Source organism: Rothia terrae, from assembly GCF_014705925.2.
Lineage (GTDB): Bacteria > Actinomycetota > Actinomycetes > Actinomycetales > Micrococcaceae > Rothia > Rothia terrae.
Genome location: NZ_CP061539.1, coordinates 751,349 through 769,479 on the forward strand (window position 1 = coordinate 751,349; position 18,131 = coordinate 769,479).

Sequence of the window (18,131 nt, forward strand, 5' to 3'; positions counted from 1 at the left end):
TTTTAGAACAGAACCTTACCCTCTAAAGATCGGCGGTTCTTAGATTCTTGAACGATCACAGACAATACATTCGTTATGCCCACAGCCATAAACAAAACCGCTCACCTTGACCCTCTACACACACCGGTTCTAAAGTTTTAGTTAGCACTTGGCTACAGACAGTGCTAACGTCTTCTTGAGTACTGGCACCGCGACGACAGTGCTCACCGGACGCTAGCGCCCCGTTGACAGCCACCCATGAATACAAGAATTCATTCTTAAACAAGGAGCTATCATGGCAAACATCAAGCCTTTGGAAGACCGCATCGTTGTTCAGATTGTAGAAGCTGAGCAGACCACCGCATCAGGTCTGGTTATTCCTGACACCGCAAAAGAAAAGCCCCAGGAAGCAAAGGTCGTTGCAGTTGGTCCCGGTCGTGTAGACGACAAGGGCAACCGCATCCCCGTAGATGTTGCTGAGGGCGACATCGTCATCTTCTCAAAGTATGGCGGAACCGAAGTTAAGTACGACGGCGCAGAATACCTCGTACTCTCAGCACGCGATGTACTTGCTGTAGTAACTAAGTAATTTATTCCTTCACCTGATTTTTAGAAGGAGATGAGACGGATTCATGGCAAAACAGCTTGAATTCAATGATGACGCACGTAAGCACCTGCAGGCCGGCGTCGATAAGCTTGCCGATGCAGTCAAGGTAACCCTGGGTCCTCGCGGCCGCAATGTAGTTCTTGATAAGCAGTGGGGCGCCCCCATTATCACCAACGACGGCGTATCCATCGCTCGCGAAATTGAGCTGGAAAACCCGTACGAAAATTTGGGTGCACAGCTGGCTAAAGAAGTAGCAACCCGCACAAACGATGTTGCTGGTGACGGCACCACCACCGCTACCGTGCTCGCACAGGCTCTCGTAGCTGAAGGTCTGCGCAACGTAGCATCCGGCGCGGCACCCGGTGAAATCAAGCGGGGCATCGAAACCGCTGTGCAGGCAGTTTCAGCTCGTTTGCTGGAAAACGCACGCGAGGTTCAGGGCGAAGAAGTTGCTCACGTAGCTGCTATTTCAGCTCAGTCACCTGAAATTGGTGAACTGCTGGCTGAGGCATTCGATAAGGTCGGCAAGGACGGCGTTATCACCATCGAAGATGGCTCTTCAACCGATATCGAACTCGATATCACCGAAGGTATGCAGTTCGATAAGGGCTACCTGTCACCCTCATTCGTGACTGATCCCGAGCGCGCTGAAGCAGTTCTTGAAGACTCTTTGATCCTGATCTATCAGGGCAAGATTTCTTCAATCGCAGACATCATGCCTTTGCTCGAGAAGGTTGTTCAGGCTAAGAAGCCTCTGACCATCATCGCTGAAGACGTCGAGGGCGAGGCTCTATCAACCCTCGTTGTTAACAAGATGCGCGGCAACCTCGACGTTGTAGCGCTGAAGGCACCCGGTTTTGGTGATCGACGCAAGGCCATCATGCAGGATCTTGCGATCTTGACCGGCGGCACCGTTATCACCGGTGAACTCGGTATCTCACTGGATTCAGTGACTATCGAGCAGCTCGGTTCTGCCCGCCGCATCACCGTTACCAAGAACAACACCACCATCGTTGAAGGTGCTGGCACCGCAGAAGCTGTTGCAGAACGCGTTGACCAGCTCCGCGCCGAAATCGACCGTGTTGATTCTGAATGGGATCGCGAAAAGCTCAAAGAACGCTTGGCTAAGCTCGCCGGTGGCGTAGGCGTCATCAAGGTGGGTGCAGCAACGGAGGTCGAGGCCAAGGAACGCAAGCACCGCATCGAGGACGCTGTTTCCTCCACCCGTGCAGCTCTTGAAGAAGGCATTGTGGCTGGTGGCGGTACCGCACTGGTACACGCGCTTAAGGCACTGGACGGTTTTGAACTGGAAAGCGCTGATGCGCAGACCGGCGTTGATATCGTTCGCCGAGCCCTGGTTCAGCCCTTGCGCTGGATTGCTGAAAACGCTGGCGAAGATGGCTACGTTGTGACCTCAAAGGTCGCTGAGCTTCCTCTTGGCTCCGGTTTCAACGCTAAGACCGGCGAATACGGCGACCTCATCGGCGCCGGCGTTATCGACCCGGTCAAGGTCACCCGCTCAGCTTTGGAAAACGCATCATCCATTGCAGCGCTGGTTCTGACCACCGAAACCCTCGTGGTAGAAAAGCCCGCTGAGGAAGAAGAGTAAACTTCTCACCGGCCGATAGTAAGCCCCGTTCATTGTGTTAGTCACAGTGAGCGGGGTTTTCTCGTTTTAAGCCAAACTTCACAAAAAATCTAGGTAGTGTTTTGACGGTGCACAGATTGAGTATCGACGGTGCATTTTACTTTTTACTCCCCTAAGAGACAGTGCAGCGGCTAGAGACCCTTCATGAGAATTTTTGCTGACCCCAACGCATCGGAGACCGCACCTAAGCTGGCGTTTCGTCCGGAAATTCAGGGACTGCGCGCTCTCGCGTTGTTCTTGGTGGCTGCTTATCATTTTTGGTTTGGCAAGGTCTCCGGTGGCGTCGACGTCTTTTTGCTGATTTCAGCGTTCTTGATGACTCTTTCGTTCACTCGCAAAATCGAGACGGGACAAAGGGTTTTTCTGGGGACGGTCACAAAATACTGGGCGCATACTTTCAAGCGCATTGTTCCGCTGGCAACGGTCACGGTGTTACTGGTTCTGCTAGGAACCTGGCGTTTTCTGCCTGAGCCTCGCTGGGCAGGGATTATGAATGAGGCTCGCGCTGTTATCTTCTACCGCGATAACTGGTGGAGCATCAAAAATCTGGTGGATTACTACGCCGCTGATTCTTCAGAATCTTCACCGCTGAGACATTTTTGGTCGTTGTCAGTTCAAGGGCAGATTTTTATCATCTGGCCCCTGCTCTTTGCCCTGTGCTGGTTGCTGTACCGAATCACTAAAATCAAGGCGAGACTGATTCTTGCTGTTGTTTTTGGCTCCGTATTTATCTGGTCTTTAAACTATTCTGTTCACGTCACTGCCGCCGATCAACAAAGTGCTTACTTCAATACCTGGGCTCGATTGTGGGAGTTCGCTCTAGGTACCTTGGTGGCATTAGTCCTGCCGTATCTCAAGCTTCCTGCGGTGCTTCGTGCGCTCATGGGGTGGGTTGGAATTTTTGGTATCGTCACCTGCGGTCTGTTGTTGGATGTCGAGGGAAACTTCCCGGGCTTTTATGCCCTGTGGCCTACGCTTTCTGCATCCTTCATCATTCTTGCCGGTTCAACCGGTACTTCCTGGGGCGCTGACCGTATTCTCTCGCATCCTTCTCTTCTCTGGCTGGCTAAGTACTCATACGGGCTATACCTTTTGCACTGGCCCATGTTGGTGTTCTACCTGTACATGGTCAATCGCGAAAAAGCTGGATTTTTGGCAGGGCTGGTGCTTTTCGCCGCGTCCTTAGCCCTGTCGTATGTACTGACTCGTTTAGTTGAGAATCCTCTGCGTTCGTGGGCGTGGCTGGATGCTGCTCGCTACCGTGGCGTGGCATTAGTGGCGCTGTGCATGATTGCCGTAGTCGGAGCCACCAATGCATGGACTGCGTACAACCAACACGAAACCGAACGTTTATTGGCGCGCGCATCCGTGGATAATCCCGGCGCGAAAATTCTTGATCCGAACTTTACCTACCAGGGGAGCGCAGATGCCGGATACCTGCCGCTGTCGGTAGAACGCTACAGTGACCGCCCTATTTTCAACAATCTGTGCGATGTCGCAAAAACTGACAGTTTTGGCATGCCCACCTACACCTGCCACCATATTGTGAAAAACGAAAATCCCTCTAAAACGGTGATCGCTTTTGGTAACTCTCACGTTGAGCAGTGGATGGCAAACCTAGAGCAGACCGGTGAGGAAAACAACTGGGACGTTAAATTCTTGCAGTATAACGATTGCCAGGTTTTTGATGCCAGCGTGAACAAGCAGCCCTGCAACGAGTGGACCCAGCAGGCCTTTGAATACATCAAGGACGCTCGTCCCGACTTCGTCTTTACAATCGGCACGGTCTCGGTATGGGAGAACGCGGGGGAATACGTACCGAGCGGTCTCGAACCCTATATCCAACGCCTGCAATCTGAAGGGACTCAACTGATAGCTCTGCGTGATAATCCGCGTTTTCAGGTGCCGCATTCTGACTGCGAGACTCGAACCAACGCCGACTGCACACTGCAATCAGAGATAGCGCAGAACCCTGACCCGCTGGTGGATCTTGAGAAAAAGTACCCCAACTTTTCGGCGATGGACATGACCGATATCATCTGCCCCAATGGTGCCTGCCCGTCAGCTGTTGGAAACGTGTACACCTACCGTGACCACTCGCATCTGACCAAAACCTTCACCGATTCAGCGCAGGGATTCTTCGACGACAGACTGCAACGCGCGCTCGCGAGCTCACACGGGGAATGAAAACTGCCGGAGACTGGTTACAGTCTTATATTCCAAACCGGTAGCTTGAGCTGTGGTACTCAACACGCTTGAGGTGCAATGGGTCGAACGAATCAACCTGCCGGTTTACTATTGAAAAAACACATGTGCAATGCGTTAGTGTCCAACGTTGCTTAGTCCCGAAAGGTACAAAGGTTCTATGACCACTCCTACCGCTCTGTCCGATGATCCCTTTGGCTTTACCGGCCTCACCTACGATGATGTGCTGCTTCTGCCGGGCAACACCGACGTAAATCCTGCAGATGCAGATACTTCAACCAAGCTGTCTAAGCGTATCCATCTGAACACCCCCATTATCTCCGCCGCAATGGATACCGTGACCGAGTCTGAGCTGGCTATCGCCATGGCTCGACTGGGCGGCATGGGCGTCCTGCACCGTAATCTTTCCATCGAAGATCAGGCTTCTCACGTAGACCGCGTCAAGCGTAGCGAATCAGGTATGATTACCAACCCGGTGACCATTACCCCCGACGCGACCATTGAAGAGCTGGACCAGGTTTGCGGTCATTTCAAGGTCTCTGGTCTGCCTGTTGTAGATGAGAACGAGGTTCTGGTTGGTATCATCACCAACCGCGACATCCGTTACCTGCCCGAGGCTGACTACGCAGAGCGTACCGTCCGCGAAATCATGACCCCCATGCCTCTGATTACCGGTCGCGAAGGCATGGACAAGGACGAGGCTTTCAAGCTGCTTTCCGATAACAAGATTGAGAAGCTGCCTTTGGTGGATGATGCTGGTAAGTTGACCGGTCTGATTACCATCAAGGACTTCATCAAGACTGAGCAGTACCCCAACGCTACTAAGGACGACGAAGGTCGCCTGCGCGTTGGTGCAGCTGTTGGCTTCTTTGGCGATGGCTACGAGCGCGCAATGTCTCTCATTGAAGCTGGCGTTGATGCTCTATTCATCGACACTGCTAACGGCCATTCCCAGGGCGTGCTCGACATGATCGCTCGCCTGAAGAAGGATTCTGCCGCAAACCACGTTGATATTATCGGTGGACAGGCTGCTACCCGCGAAGGCGCCCAGGCAATCATCGATGCCGGTGCGGACGGCGTGAAGGTGGGCGTTGGCCCCGGTTCTATCTGCACCACCCGTATCATCGCGGGCGTTGGTGTACCTCAGATTACCGCAATCAACGAGGCAGCTAAGGCCGCAATTCCTGCGGGCGTTCCGCTCATTGCGGACGGCGGTATGCAGCACTCCGGCGAAATCGGCAAGGCACTGGTTGCTGGCGCTGACTCCGTGATGATGGGCTCCATGCTGGCAGGTACTGCCGAGGCTCCCGGCGACCTCATCTTTGTCAACGGTAAGCAGTTTAAGGCCTACCGTGGTATGGGATCACTGGGTGCGATGGTTACCCGTGGCCGCCACAAGTCATACTCTAAAGACCGCTACTTCCAGGCAGATGTTAAGGGCGAAGACAAGCTCATCCCCGAGGGCATTGAGGGCCAGGTGCCTTTCCGCGGCCCGCTATCATCCGTTTTGCATCAGCTTGAAGGCGGCTTGCGTCAGACCATGTTCTACACCGGTGCTCGCACTGTTGAAGACCTCAAGAACAACGGCAAGTTCGTTCGTATCACTCCTGCAGGTTTGAAAGAATCGCATCCTCACGACATCATGATGACCGTTGAGGCACCGAACTACCGCCGCTAACCCTCAAAGTCGGTACCACCGAGAATTATTCGGCGTTACCGCGCTTGTGAAAGGAAAACACCGCGTGAGCGATATTCAAATTGGCATGTCAAAACGTGCCCGACGCACATATTCCTTGGACGACATTGCGCTCGTTCCCACCCGCCGTACTCGCGATGCATCAGATGTTGATACATCGTGGCAGATTGACGCGTTCAAGTTTGATACTCCCTTGATTGGTGCACCGATGGATTCGGTCACCTCACCCGCTACAGCTATTGCCCTCGGTAAGCTGGGCGGTCTGGGCGTGCTCAACTTGGAAGGTCTGTGGACCCGCTACGAGGATCCCCAGCCCTACCTGAACGAAATCACCGCTATGCCGGTAGACAACCCCATTGCGGCTACCTGTCGTATGCAGGAAATCTACGCGGAACCCATCAAGCCCGAGCTTATTACTGCACGACTTTCGGAGATCCGCGAGTCAGGCGTCATTGTTGCAGGTTCATTGACCCCGCAGAACATTCAGGAGCACTACGAGACCGTCGTCAAAGCCGGCGTCGATATCTTTGTAATTCGCGGTACCACCGTCTCTGCGCAGCACGTTTCGCAGAACCGTGAGCCGCTGGACCTCAAAAAGTTCATTTATGAGCTCGATGTTCCTGTCATCGTTGGTGGCGTGGCTGGTTACACTCCGGCGCTGCACCTGATGCGTACCGGTGCAGCCGGTGTGCTCGTTGGCTTCGGTGGTGGCTCAGCAATGACCACCCGTCGCGGTCTGGGCATTCACGCGGCCATGGCAACCGCTATCTCTGATGTTGTTCAGGCTCGTAGCGACTACCTGGATGAATCAGGCGGACGCTACGTGCACGTGATTGCTGACGGTGGCCAGGGACGTTCCGGCGACATCGTAAAATCACTGGCACTTGGCGCAGACGCAGCTATGATCGGTGCTCCTTTGGCGCGTGCTGAAGAAGCCCCCGGACGCGGTCTCTACTGGGGCAACGAGGCACACAGCCCCGAGTATCCCCGCGGCGTCCGCACCTCGCTTGAAGTTGTAGGACCGCTAGAGGAAGTTCTCTACGGCCCCTCACACCACGTTGACGGTACCTCCAACATTGTCGGCGGCATCAAGCGCGCCATGGCAACCTGCGGTTACACCGATCTCAAATCCTTCCAGCGCTCAGAAGTAACGCTTATTCCGTACGGCGGCTAATAACCGGTGAACGCTTAAGCTGAAAGTTCCCCGCACATCGGTAGATATCCCACGATGATGCGGGGAATTTTTACTTTAAAACAGATAGGGTAGAAGGGTGTTAAAACAGGCTCTTAAACCTCGGTGGATTGGTTTGCTACTGGTGGCGCTCGCGCTGGTCAGTGGCTTTGTCATGCTTTCGATGTGGCAACTTAATTCTTCGACGCTGGGGCGTGTGAACGCTGATCCTGCTAAAGATCGGGTGCGTCCTTACACAGAGGTTCTCAAGGCTAATGAGCCGCTGATACAAACTCAGGTTGATACTGTGGTTGAAGCTGAGGGCACATACGTTCAGGGGTCTTCGTATCTGATCGAGAACCGCCTGGAAAACGGTGCACACGGGTATTGGATTGTTAGTGAATTTGTGCCCAAAGACGCTCAAAAAGTGTCTATCGATGGCAAACAGACCCAGCGCGCTATAGCAGTTGCCCGTGCGTGGTCTCGCACCACTGAGATTCCTCAAGAGCCGCAAGGGACGGTCAAGATTGCAGGACGCGTGGTTTCTAACGAACCCGCCGTTGCCAGCCAATCTCGTCACGATGAGGATGCCGCAAACCCCCGCACACTCGCATCCACCAGCACTGCCCAGCTCACCAACCTGTGGGAACGTCCGCTCTATTCATCTATCCTGACGGTTGCCGCAGAAGTTCCCGCCTCGCAGAGCCTTCCGGTCACAGTGGAGAAAACTATCGATGAAAGCTCCACCATCATAGGGCAGAACCAGGATCTCACCCCCGTAAGAGCTGCCCAGGTTGAAGACCACGATATCAACTGGCTCAACATTTTCTACTCGCTGGAATGGCTGGTATTCGCAGGCTTTGCACTGTACCTGTGGTGGCGTATGCTCAAGGATTCTCTCGACAAAGAAAGTGATCCCGCTCAATACTTTGAATACACCGGTGAGTACTTTATCGATGAAGAAACCGGACGCGCCTACTACTTTGATCCCGCCGATCAGCAGTACTACTTCTTTGATACGGTCCCTGATATGCCGTCGTCCACAACTACTTCCCGACCTACTGCGCAATAGCTAGAAAAGAGATTAATGTATGGCTTCTGATAAGACCCCGCGTCCTGTTGAAAGAACCGACGGTAAGAAAGTGACCCTCGCATCATCAGCATCGCAGGATGCCAATGCGCGCGGTGGTTTTACCGTTCGCAAAAAATTTGGCGGTACTGAGTCGCAGATTCGCTCAGCTCTGACGCTCTACAAATGGTGCGCCTGGATTTCAGGTACGTTTTTGCTACTGCTAGTAGCCGAGATGATTTCTCGCTATATTTTTGGTTACGACCTCATGGCAGGAGCTACCAATGCGGCAACCGGTGAAAACGTTGCTCTAGGCTGGCTCAACCGAGAAACGGGCAACCTGACTGGCGGTATTAACATCTCAACTTGGATTTTGATTGTCCACGGTTGGTTCTATGTCATTTACCTGCTGTCATGCCTGCGCCTGTGGTTGCTGATGCGCTGGGGTATTGCTCAGTTGATTGTGATGGCTCTTGGCGGCGTCGTGCCTTTCCTCTCATTTATTGTTGAGAAGAAGATTCACCGTGAGACTCTGTCGCTGGTTGAGGCTAACCCGCAGGCTTTAAAGCGCTACTAAGCACATGTGGGCACAGGGCAGTGATGCATAAAGTCCGCTCTGTAGCTTAGAATGAACCATAGACCAGGTCTCAACACCTGTTGAGGCACAAAACCACCGACCTTTAAGGTAATAAGTGACCAACGCAGAAAATACCGTAGAGCAGCTCGAAGAGCGCCCGGTACTGGTTGTAGACTACGGTGCTCAGTACGCGCAGCTGATTGCTCGTCGCGTACGTGAGGCCGGTGTTTACTCAGAAATCGTTCCTCACAGCATGTCCACCGAGAAGATTTTGGCGAAAGATCCTGCCGCAATCATTCTTTCGGGCGGTCCTTCATCTGTTTATGCAGATGGTGCGCCTGCAGGTGATATCGCTTTGTTCGAAGCTGGCGTACCTGTTTTTGGTATTTGCTATGGCTTCCAGCTGATGGCTCATACTCTGGGCGGTACTGTTGCTCAGACAGGTTTGAGTGAGTTCGGCGCTACTACCGCGACCGTGTGTGCTGAAGACTCATCATTCTTAACCGGCACCCCCGACAGCCAGAATGTTTGGATGAGCCATGGTGATTCCGTGTCGCACGCACCTGAGGGGTTCGATGTTTTGGCGAAGACCCCCGGCGCTGAGGTGGCTGCTTTCGTTGATACCAAGCGTAAATTCGGCGGCGTGCAGTGGCACCCCGAGGTTAAGCACTCTGATTACGGTCAGGTAGCTCTGGAGAACTTCTTGTTCAACGTTGCGGGCCTTGAGAAGACATGGTCAACGGGCAATATCATCGACGAGCAGGTTGCTAAGATTCGTGAGCAGGTTGGCGATGACCTCGTAATCTGTGCACTGTCCGGCGGCGTTGATTCTTCTGTTGCTGCGGCTTTGGTCCACAAGGCTGTTGGCGATCAGCTGACGTGTTTCTTTATCGATCACGGTTTGTTGCGTGAAGGTGAGCGCGAGCAGGTTGAGCAGGATTACGCGTCAACTATGGGCATCAAGGTTGTGACTATCGATGAGTCAGAGCGTTTCTTGGGCGCTCTGGAGGGCATTACTGAGCCTGAGGCTAAGCGTAAGGCTATTGGTCGTGAATTTATCCGTTCGTTTGAGGACGCTCAGCGTAAGTTGATTGCTGAGGCTGGCGTTGAGGGAGCGGATATTAAGTTCTTGGTACAGGGCACTTTATACCCGGACGTTGTTGAGTCCGGCGGCGGCGAGGGCGCGGCTAATATTAAGTCTCACCACAATGTGGGCGGTTTGCCTGAGGATTTGAAGTTTGAGCTTGTAGAGCCGTTGCGCACTCTCTTTAAGGATGAGGTTCGCGCTATTGGTCGTGAGCTTGGCGTTCCTGAGAAGATTGTTGCTCGTCAGCCCTTCCCGGGTCCTGGCTTGGGCATTCGTGTAATTGGCGAGGTCAATAAGCACAATTTGGATGTTTTGCGTGCGGCTGATGCGATTGCTCGTGAGGAGCTGACTGCTGCTGGCATGGACGAAGAGATCTGGCAGTGCCCGGTAGTGTTGTTGGCTGGTGTTCGTTCTGTTGGTGTGCAGGGTGATGGTCGTACGTATGGTCATCCGATTGTGTTGCGTCCGGTTTCTTCTGAGGATGCGATGACTGCGGATTGGACTCGTATGCCGTACGATGTGTTGGCTAAGATTTCGAATCGTATTACGAATGAGGTGCGTGAGGTTAACCGAGTTGTGCTAGATGTGACTTCTAAGCCGCCGGGAACAATTGAATGGGAATAAAAGCAATTTTCGGCTTCGCCGAAATAAAAATTGCTTTTATTAAAACGCCGACGTAGGCGTTTCTCAAAGGGGACAGATTCTCAAGGGTCTGTCCCTTTTGTCTGGTTTCGCCCGCAGGCGGAAAAGAAATTCAGATTAATCAGGCGTTGATGTAAACGTCTGAGGAAGGGGACAGGTCTTCGCGGATCTGTCCCTTTTCTGTTGCTCTTTTTGTTGTTTGGGTGGGTTTTGCCTTCAACTAAGTGGTAATCATGCTTATTTCCTGTATGCTGTGGTGGTTATAGTAATTAGGGCGGGCGTGTGAGCGTCTGTGCCTGTTCCGGTGGAGGAAAGATGAATAACGTACTTCGTACTGTTGTGGCTAAGTTGACTGAGATCGCTCGTGATCCTAAGAATCAGCAAAAGATTCGGGAGTTTGCTGCGAAGGTTCAGCCTAAGGTGCAGGAGCTGTTGCGTAAGCGCAATAAGTAAGTATTTTTTGATGCCCTGTCTCCGGTGGAGGCGGGGTGTTTTTGTTAAAGGAAAAGCCTCGCCGTACACTACTCGGCGAGGCTTTTGCATCCTAAAAAATAAATGAGGTGCTCTCTATTCATTCACATGTGGATGCTTTGCTTTGCGGCGCTTTTTGGGGAATCTGCCGCAAAGAGGTTCGCATTCGAGTAGGGAAAACCTCGAGTGTGCGAACGTTTTTATTCTAGTATGCGGTGGATTTTTTAGGAGGCATGGCGCGTTGTGCGCGATAGAAGAGCGTACAAATTAATTTACTTTGTCGGTCAAACCGTTGTCCTAGATATAGATTTTCGTGGTGTAAGTAACCACCTTGAATAGGCCAAAAAGGGGCTTAGCTGCGTGTGCATGCTAAGCCCCTGTTTCGGTAGGACGTATTAGTCGGAAATTTTGTATACCTTGGCTTCGTACGGTCGCAAGGTGTCACCGGCGTCATCGGAGTAGTTAGAGATGACGAGCTGCTGGCGGCCGTCTGCTAGCTCGTAGCTACGTTCTACGTCGTGGTCGGTGAAGTTCGCGATGACAAGAAGTTTCTCGCCGTTCGATGCGTGACGTTCGTAGGCGTATACTTCTGAGTCTTCGGCGTCCAAGGGCTTGAAGGACGCGTACACCATGTGGTCTTGCAGTTCGCCGCGTCGTAGGGAGATGAGACGCTGGTAGTAGTAGAACAGTGAGTCTGGGTTATCCAGTGCTGCCTGGGCGTTGATTTCGGTGAAGTTGGGGTTAACGTCAATCCACGGAGTTCCGGTGGAGAACCCGCCGTGAGCGCTGCTGTCCCACTGAACGGGGGTGCGTGCGTTGTCGCGTCCTTTGGCGTAGATCAGTTCCATGCCCTCAACAGGAGTTAGAGAGCCGCGATCGGTCACAAAATCGTCGTACATGTTGAGGGAATCGAGATCGCGATAGTCCGAAATGCTCGGGAACTTCACGTTGGTCATGCCGAACTCTTCGCCCTGGTAAATGTAGGGGGTTCCCTGCATAAAGTGAAGGACGGTGGCAAGCATTTTCGCGCTGACTTCGCGGTACTCAGCAGAGTCATTGCCAAAGCGCGATACCACGCGCGGCTGATCATGGTTGTTCCAGTAGAGTGAGCCCCACGCCTTGCCGTCCAACTCCGTCTGCCAGGCATTCAAAACCTTTTTGAGCTCGCGAAGATCGTATTTTTGTAAGGACCATTTGCCCATGCCAGCGCCCGGGTCTGAGTCCACACCCATGTGTTCAAAATGGAAGATCATATTGAGCTCATCGGTTTCAAAACCGGCGAACCCTAAAGCTTCGGACGGGGGAGTTGCAGACATCTCTCCAACCGTCATGCAGTCGTAGCGCGAGAATGCCTGCGCATTCATCTCGTGCATCCATTCATGAACCTTAGTGCCATTGTGAATGACGAAGGGAATGGACGAACTGTGTTTGTCAGGATCCACTGAAGGATCGTCAGGCAATCCCTCGGGTTTGGAGATGATGTTGATTGCGTCCAGGCGGAAGCCATCGATTCCTTTATCTAACCACCAGCGGGTCATCTCGTAGATAGCCTCACGCACCTTGGGGTTTTCCCAATTCAGGTCGGGTTGCTTCTTCGAGAAGATGTGCATGTACCACTGATCGGTGTTTTCGTCGTATTCCCACGCGCGTCCGCCAAATTCCGAGCCCCAGTTATTCGGCGGGAGTGGATTGCCCTGATCATCGACGCCGGAAGAATCTCGCCAGTAGTAGAAGTCGCGGTAGGGATTGTCTGTGGAGGCACGCGACTGCACAAACCATTCGTGCTCATCAGAGGTATGATTGGCGACCATATCCATCAGAATTTTGATGCCGTGGTTGTGAGCGGTTTCTAGAAGCTCATCAAAGTCAGCCATGGTGCCGAACTCGTCCATGATGCTGTAGTAATCGCTGATGTCATAGCCCATGTCGTCGTTGGGAGATCCAAAAACGGGGGAGAGCCAGATAACGTTGATGCCTAGCTGCGAGAGGTAGGGAATACGCGAGGTGATACCGGGGATATCGCCGATGCCATCGCCGTTAGAATCTTGGAATGAACGCGGCCATACCTGATATACAACGGCTTCTTTCCACCACTGTTTACCTGCGTTAGACATAAAATTTCTCCTTCAAAAACTAAAATATTGCTGTTGCCCGTTATGCGGTGAACCTGTAGACAACTGACTCATAGGGGCGCAAGACGTTGTCTGTGGGTGCATCCTCGTAGTTGCTGATCAGCAGCTCGGCGGATGCGGTATCATAGCCGTAATCACGTTCAACAAGCTGATCGGTGAAGTTACTAATGACTAGCAGGGTCTCGCCCTCAGACTCTCCGGTGCCTCTGCGCAGGTAGGCGTAAACCGCTGCATCATCGGAATCTAGCAGCTTGTAGATTCCGTTGATAATAATCGGGTGGTTCTGCCGTAATTCAATGAGCTTCTTATAGTGATAGAAGACGGAGTCTTTGTCACTCAGTGCCTGGTCAGCGTTGATTTCTGTGTAGCGCGGATTGAGCTTGAGCCAGGGAGTACCGTCGGTGAAGCCTGCGTGCTTGCTGTTGTCCCATTGCATGGGGGTGCGTGCGTTGTCGCGTCCTGACGCTGAAATATAGCGCATCATGTTCTCATGCGGTACGGTGCCAGAATCCACGAGTTTGCGGTAGTTATCGTGAATTTCGATGTCGTTGTAATCGTTGATGTCCTCAAAGAAGACGTTGGTCATGCCCAGCTCTTCACCTTGATAAATGTAGGGGGTTCCCTGCATCATGTGCAGGGTTGTGCCCAGCATTTTGGCTGATCGGACGCGGTGCTCCGGGCTGTCATTGCCAAAGCGAGAAACAGCGCGCGGCTGGTCATGGTTGTTCCAATACAGAGCGTTCCAAGCCTTGCCTGAGAGATCATCCTGCCATTTAGTCAAAATGCGTTTGAGGTCAACGAGCTGGAACCGAGTATCGTTCCATTTACCGATCATCGGGTCTGGGTTAGAGTCCACTCCCATGTGCTCGAACTGGAAGAGAGTTTGTAGTTCTTCACGGTCAAAGCCGGTGTAGAGCAAGCCGTCTGCAGTTGTCACGCAGGGTGTTTCACCCACCGTCAATACGGGGTACTTGCTCAGGACCTCTGTGTACATCTCATGGAGGAACTCATGAACCCGAGGACCATTAGCGGCCATAATCAAAGAATTATCTTTTGAACCTGCGGTGACAGCTAAATCATCGGGGTATGACTGATCTTTAGAAATCAGGTTGATGACGTCCATACGGAAACCGGCAACACCTTTGTCGAGCCAGAACCGCATGACATCGTAGACTTCTTCGCGTACCTTGGGATTCTCCCAGTTCAAATCAGGTTGTTTGATGGAGAACATATGAAGGTAGAACTGCTGGGTAGTTTCATCCCACTCCCACGTAGACGGTGAGAACGCTGCAATCCAGTTGGTGGGCGGAATCGGGGTGCCGTCGTCCTCGAAGCCCTGTGCGTCCTTCCAAATGTAGTAATCGCGGTAGGGATTGTCTTTTGAGGACCGCGCTTGCTTAAACCACTCGTGTTCATCTGAGGTGTGGTTGACCACGAGGTCCATGATGATTTTGATGTTGTGCTTGGTCGCCTCGGCAAGGAGCTCATCGAAATCTGCCATGGTGCCGAACTCATCCATGATGGCTCGGTAATCAGAGATATCGTAGCCGTTATCGTCGTTGGGGGACTGATAGACGGGGGAGAGCCAGATTGCTTGAATGCCTAGGTTAGCGAGGTAGGGGATGCGAGAGGTAATGCCCGGGATATCTCCGACACCATCGCCGTTAGAGTCTTGAAAACTGCGGGGGTAGATCTGGTAGATGACGGGTTCTTGCCACCACTGAGTTGTGCTCATGGTTCTTTCCTTAAATGTGGGGTTTAGGCGGTACGGGCGAAGAACGCTTGTGACGGGTGCGAGAGTTGAAGCGGGTCGAAGGATGCGAGCACGCCACTGTGATCTGAAATTGCTTGTGCGGTGTTGTCGGCAAATACGACCTTGTGAGTCTTGAATTCAATGGGTTCAGAGGTGAAGATGTGATCCAACGTCATGGCTGATAGGACTTCGTCCCAGCCGTGGATTGCTTTGTGAACGGTGGCTTCGCCTGAAACCTGGGTTGCCGATGCTCGGGCATCATGCCATCCGCGGGAGAGTACCAGATCGTACCCCTGTTCCCGCAGGGCACTGTCATTGTTGAAGTCGCCCATCATCACGGCAGGGGCATCCGCAATCTCACGTAATTGGCGGTCAAGAAGCGCAAACTCGTGTTCAAAGAGGGACTGCCCGTCGTTATTCCACCACGACAGGTGGCAGGTTGCAAACCATAGCGGCTGGCCTTGAACTTCAATTTTCGCAGCTAAAGCGAAGCGTTTTTGGATGTCATAGAAGCCGTAGTTCGGCGCTAAATCGAGGGCTTGAGTGCGTTGAAGCGGAGCCTTAGAAAGTATCGCGAGTCCTTCTTCGTACATCTCAAAGCCAAGGTGGGTTGCAATCCAGCTCCAATGGTAGGTGTAGCCCATCTTTTTCAACAAACGGACCAGGAGTAACGCGTAGTTATCTTCGCGGATGGGATGTTCGACTGAGGTCGATACAAAACATGGGGTAGAGGTGGCCTCGAAGAACTGTTGGTGTTGGTTGACTTCTTGCAGGGTAATGACATCAATGTCTTCGTTGACGATGTAATGCGCTAAATCGATGAGCTTATCAATCTGGTTAATCTCTAGCCAGCTATGGGTGTTGAGAGTCAAAATTTTCATGACCGGAAGGAACTTCTAACGCTAATAAAGGGGTGTGGTGATAGTAGAAAAATCAGTTTTATCCTATGGACGTTTGCACCGCGAATGCGAGGGAAAGGGCGACCGCGATGCCCAGAACTTTTACCAAGTCTTGAAACACTAATGCCACGTTGTGAAACTCTTGTTCAAGATAGAGATTTAGTGCGGTGAAATACGTTACTTCGGGGTATTCTTCTATTCGTTACTGGTACTTTTGAAAACGAGGTTTGATCCGATGATGGAGAAAATCCAGAGGTTCGGCTCGGCAATGCTTGCCCCCGTCCTCCTCTTTGCTTTTGCTGGTCTTGCAGTAGGTATCGCTATTATCTGCAAGAACGAGCAACTCCTTGGCCCGATCGCGGCTGAGGGTACTGGCTGGTTTAACTTCTGGTCAGTGTGGGAGGCAGGCGCTTGGACTGTCTTCAACCAGATGGAATTGTTGTTTGTTCTTGGTTTGCCCATTGCACTGGCAAAGCACGCACAGGCACGCGCTGTTCTTGAAGCAGCAATGGTTTACCTGACCTTCAACTACTTTGTAGCTACCATCCTCAGCATTTGGGGCAACAACTTCGGTATCAACTACGAGCAGGACATCACCGAAACCGCTGCCGGTACCGGTTTGAAGATGATCGCTGGTATTAAAACCATGGACACCGGTATTTTCGGTGCGATCATCATCTCTGCAATCGTTGTGTGGTTGCACAACCGCTTCTTTAACACCAAGCTTCCGGACTTCCTCGGTATCTTCCAGGGCACTCAGTTTGTATACGGTATTGGCTTCTTCTTGATGATGCCCGTAGCACTTTTGTTCTGCGCTGTTTGGCCCACTATCCAGGCAGGTATCGGCTCGTTGCAGGGTGTTTTCATGGGCTCAGGCGTCTTCGGCATCTGGCTATACGTCTTCTTAGAGCGCATCCTGATTCCCACCGGTCTGCACCACTTTATCTACACCCCCTTTGTCTTTGGTCCCGCTGTTACTCCTAACGGTGTTACCAAGGACTGGGTTGCTGCACTGCCGCAGATTGCACAGTCATCTGCACCCCTATCAGAGCAGTTCCCCGCTGGTGGCTTTGGTCTGCACGGTAACTCAAAGGTCTTTGCGCCGCTGGGCATTGCTGCAGCGTTCTACACCACCGCGCGTCCTGAGAAGAAGAAGGAAACCCTGGCACTTCTCATTCCCGTTTGCTTGACCGCAATCCTCATCGGTATTACCGAGCCTCTTGAATTCACCTTCCTCTTCTTGGCTCCGCCGCTGTTTGCTGTTCATGCAGTATTGGCTGCAACCATGACATCAGTGATGTGGCTCTTCGGTGTTCGCGGCAACATGGGTGGCGGTCTGATTGACTTCCTGTTCCAGAACTGGATTCCACTGTGGAGCAACCACTCAGGCACCTACATCGCTCAGATCATTATCGGTCTGATCTTCACCCTGATTTACTTTGTTGTCTTCCGCTTCATGATTTTGAAGTTCGATTTCAAGACTCCCGGTCGTGAGGTCGACGGTGGCGAAACCAAGCTGTACTCAAAGGCTGAGTATCGTGCAGCAAAGAAGAACGGCAAGATTGGTGTTGGTTCAGTAGCTGCAGCAAGCGCAGCTGGTGCTGCGACCGGTGCTGTTACTGCGGATGCTGATGACACCTACAGCCAGCGTGCACGCGACTTCCTGGGACTGCTGGGTGGCCCGTCAAACATCACCGATGTTAACAACTGCGCAACCCGCCTCCGCGTTTCGGTGAAGGATCCTGAACTCGTTGGTAACGAGTCAGACTTCAAGAGCGCAGGTGCTATGGGCCTGGTCAACAAGGGCAAGGCGCTGCAGGTCATTGTGGGTATGGACGTTCCTCAGGTTCGTGACCGTTTCGAGGATATGGTCAACGCAGCTGACTATGCTCCTGCCGAAGCAACCGCATCCAACGATCCTTATTCACAGCGCGCTCACGATTTCTTGGCTCTGCTCGGTGGCGCTGAGAACATCACTAACGTGAATAACTGCGCAACACGCCTTCGCGTTTCTGTTGCAGATGAGAACAAGGTTGATACCTCGGATGCGAACTTCAAGAACGCCGGTGCACTCGGTGTTGTTCGCAAGGGCAAGGCATACCAGGTCATTGTTGGTATGGACGTTCCTCAGGTTCGCGATCGTTTCGAAGATATGGTTAATTCCAACAAGTAACCGTTCAGGTCTCTGAGCGGAT

The 18,131-nt window shown here is 52.5% G+C and carries 13 protein-coding genes; 10 read left to right on the forward strand and 3 right to left on the reverse strand.

All coding sequences use genetic code 11. The features are described from left to right. The first annotated feature begins 271 nt into the window (after positions 1-271). From groES to IDM49_RS03570, 9 genes are all read left to right on the forward strand, one after another. Positions 272-568, forward strand: a complete 297-nt coding sequence (gene groES / locus IDM49_RS03530; protein WP_228008226.1) for a co-chaperone GroES — start codon at positions 272-274, stop codon at positions 566-568. 43 nt (positions 569-611) lie between these two features. Next, a complete protein-coding gene (gene groL, locus IDM49_RS03535; RefSeq protein WP_190725037.1) occupies positions 612-2,195 on the forward strand; it encodes a chaperonin GroEL in 1,584 nt (527 codons plus the stop codon). Between the two features lie 183 nt (positions 2,196-2,378). After that, positions 2,379-4,421 (forward strand): acyltransferase family protein, encoded by a 2,043-nt coding sequence (locus tag IDM49_RS03540; RefSeq protein ID WP_190725038.1) that lies wholly within the window; start codon positions 2,379-2,381, stop codon positions 4,419-4,421. A gap of 178 nt (positions 4,422-4,599) precedes the next feature. Then, a complete protein-coding gene (gene guaB, locus IDM49_RS03545; protein WP_168614938.1) occupies positions 4,600-6,117 on the forward strand; it encodes an IMP dehydrogenase in 1,518 nt (505 codons plus the stop codon). Between the two features lie 85 nt (positions 6,118-6,202). Continuing rightward, positions 6,203-7,309 carry a GuaB3 family IMP dehydrogenase-related protein gene (locus tag IDM49_RS03550; protein WP_228008227.1) on the forward strand — a complete coding sequence of 369 codons (1,107 nt, stop codon included), beginning with the start codon at positions 6,203-6,205 and terminating at the stop codon, positions 7,307-7,309. 97 nt (positions 7,310-7,406) lie between these two features. Beyond that, the gene (locus tag IDM49_RS03555; RefSeq protein ID WP_228008173.1) at positions 7,407-8,378 is read left to right on the forward strand and encodes an SURF1 family cytochrome oxidase biogenesis protein; all 972 of its coding nucleotides are present in this window, start codon (positions 7,407-7,409) and stop codon (positions 8,376-8,378) included. Positions 8,379-8,397: 19 nt separating this feature from the next. Continuing rightward, positions 8,398-8,952 carry a DUF3817 domain-containing protein gene (locus IDM49_RS03560; RefSeq protein WP_190725040.1) on the forward strand — a complete coding sequence of 185 codons (555 nt, stop codon included), beginning with the start codon at positions 8,398-8,400 and terminating at the stop codon, positions 8,950-8,952. A 115-nt stretch (positions 8,953-9,067) separates the two neighbouring features. After that, positions 9,068-10,663, forward strand: a complete 1,596-nt coding sequence (gene guaA / locus IDM49_RS03565; RefSeq protein WP_190725041.1) for a glutamine-hydrolyzing GMP synthase — start codon at positions 9,068-9,070, stop codon at positions 10,661-10,663. A gap of 333 nt (positions 10,664-10,996) precedes the next feature. Beyond that, positions 10,997-11,134: a hypothetical protein gene (locus tag IDM49_RS03570; protein WP_168614942.1), complete on the forward strand. Its 138-nt coding sequence runs from the start codon at positions 10,997-10,999 to the stop codon at positions 11,132-11,134. A 413-nt stretch (positions 11,135-11,547) separates the two neighbouring features. Here the strand turns inward: IDM49_RS03570 and IDM49_RS03575 are convergent, their stop codons facing one another. The 3 genes from IDM49_RS03575 to IDM49_RS03585 are packed head-to-tail and all read right to left on the reverse strand — an operon-like array spanning position 11,548 to position 15,918. Continuing rightward, complete coding sequence (locus IDM49_RS03575; RefSeq protein WP_190725042.1) at positions 11,548-13,266, reverse strand: glycoside hydrolase family 13 protein; 1,719 nt, start codon at positions 13,264-13,266, stop codon at positions 11,548-11,550. A gap of 40 nt (positions 13,267-13,306) precedes the next feature. Then, positions 13,307-15,019 (reverse strand): glycoside hydrolase family 13 protein, encoded by a 1,713-nt coding sequence (locus tag IDM49_RS03580; protein WP_190725043.1) that lies wholly within the window; start codon positions 15,017-15,019, stop codon positions 13,307-13,309. Positions 15,020-15,042: 23 nt separating this feature from the next. Continuing rightward, positions 15,043-15,918 (reverse strand): endonuclease/exonuclease/phosphatase family protein, encoded by an 876-nt coding sequence (locus tag IDM49_RS03585; RefSeq protein ID WP_190725044.1) that lies wholly within the window; start codon positions 15,916-15,918, stop codon positions 15,043-15,045. A 253-nt stretch (positions 15,919-16,171) separates the two neighbouring features. Between IDM49_RS03585 and IDM49_RS03590 the strand changes: the two genes are divergently transcribed. Beyond that, the gene (locus IDM49_RS03590) at positions 16,172-18,109 is read left to right on the forward strand and encodes an alpha-glucoside-specific PTS transporter subunit IIBC (RefSeq protein WP_190725045.1); all 1,938 of its coding nucleotides are present in this window, start codon (positions 16,172-16,174) and stop codon (positions 18,107-18,109) included. Positions 18,110-18,131: the final 22 nt, after the last annotated feature.

What these genes read in the sequence shown, in the direction of transcription:
- groL (WP_190725037.1), top strand. Translation starts at nt 612, where the DNA reads ATGGCAAAACAGCTTGAATTCAATGATGACGCACGTAAGCACCTGCAG.
- IDM49_RS03540 (WP_190725038.1), top strand. Translation starts at nt 2,379, where the DNA reads ATGAGAATTTTTGCTGACCCCAACGCATCGGAGACCGCACCTAAGCTG.
- guaB (WP_168614938.1), top strand. Translation starts at nt 4,600, where the DNA reads ATGACCACTCCTACCGCTCTGTCCGATGATCCCTTTGGCTTTACCGGC.
- IDM49_RS03550 (WP_228008227.1), top strand. Translation starts at nt 6,203, where the DNA reads ATGTCAAAACGTGCCCGACGCACATATTCCTTGGACGACATTGCGCTC.
- IDM49_RS03560 (WP_190725040.1), top strand. Translation starts at nt 8,398, where the DNA reads ATGGCTTCTGATAAGACCCCGCGTCCTGTTGAAAGAACCGACGGTAAG.
- IDM49_RS03570 (WP_168614942.1), top strand. Translation starts at nt 10,997, where the DNA reads ATGAATAACGTACTTCGTACTGTTGTGGCTAAGTTGACTGAGATCGCT.
- IDM49_RS03575 (WP_190725042.1), bottom strand. Translation starts at nt 13,266, where the DNA reads ATGTCTAACGCAGGTAAACAGTGGTGGAAAGAAGCCGTTGTATATCAG.
- IDM49_RS03580 (WP_190725043.1), bottom strand. Translation starts at nt 15,019, where the DNA reads ATGAGCACAACTCAGTGGTGGCAAGAACCCGTCATCTACCAGATCTAC.
- IDM49_RS03585 (WP_190725044.1), bottom strand. Translation starts at nt 15,918, where the DNA reads ATGAAAATTTTGACTCTCAACACCCATAGCTGGCTAGAGATTAACCAG.
- IDM49_RS03590 (WP_190725045.1), top strand. Translation starts at nt 16,172, where the DNA reads ATGATGGAGAAAATCCAGAGGTTCGGCTCGGCAATGCTTGCCCCCGTC.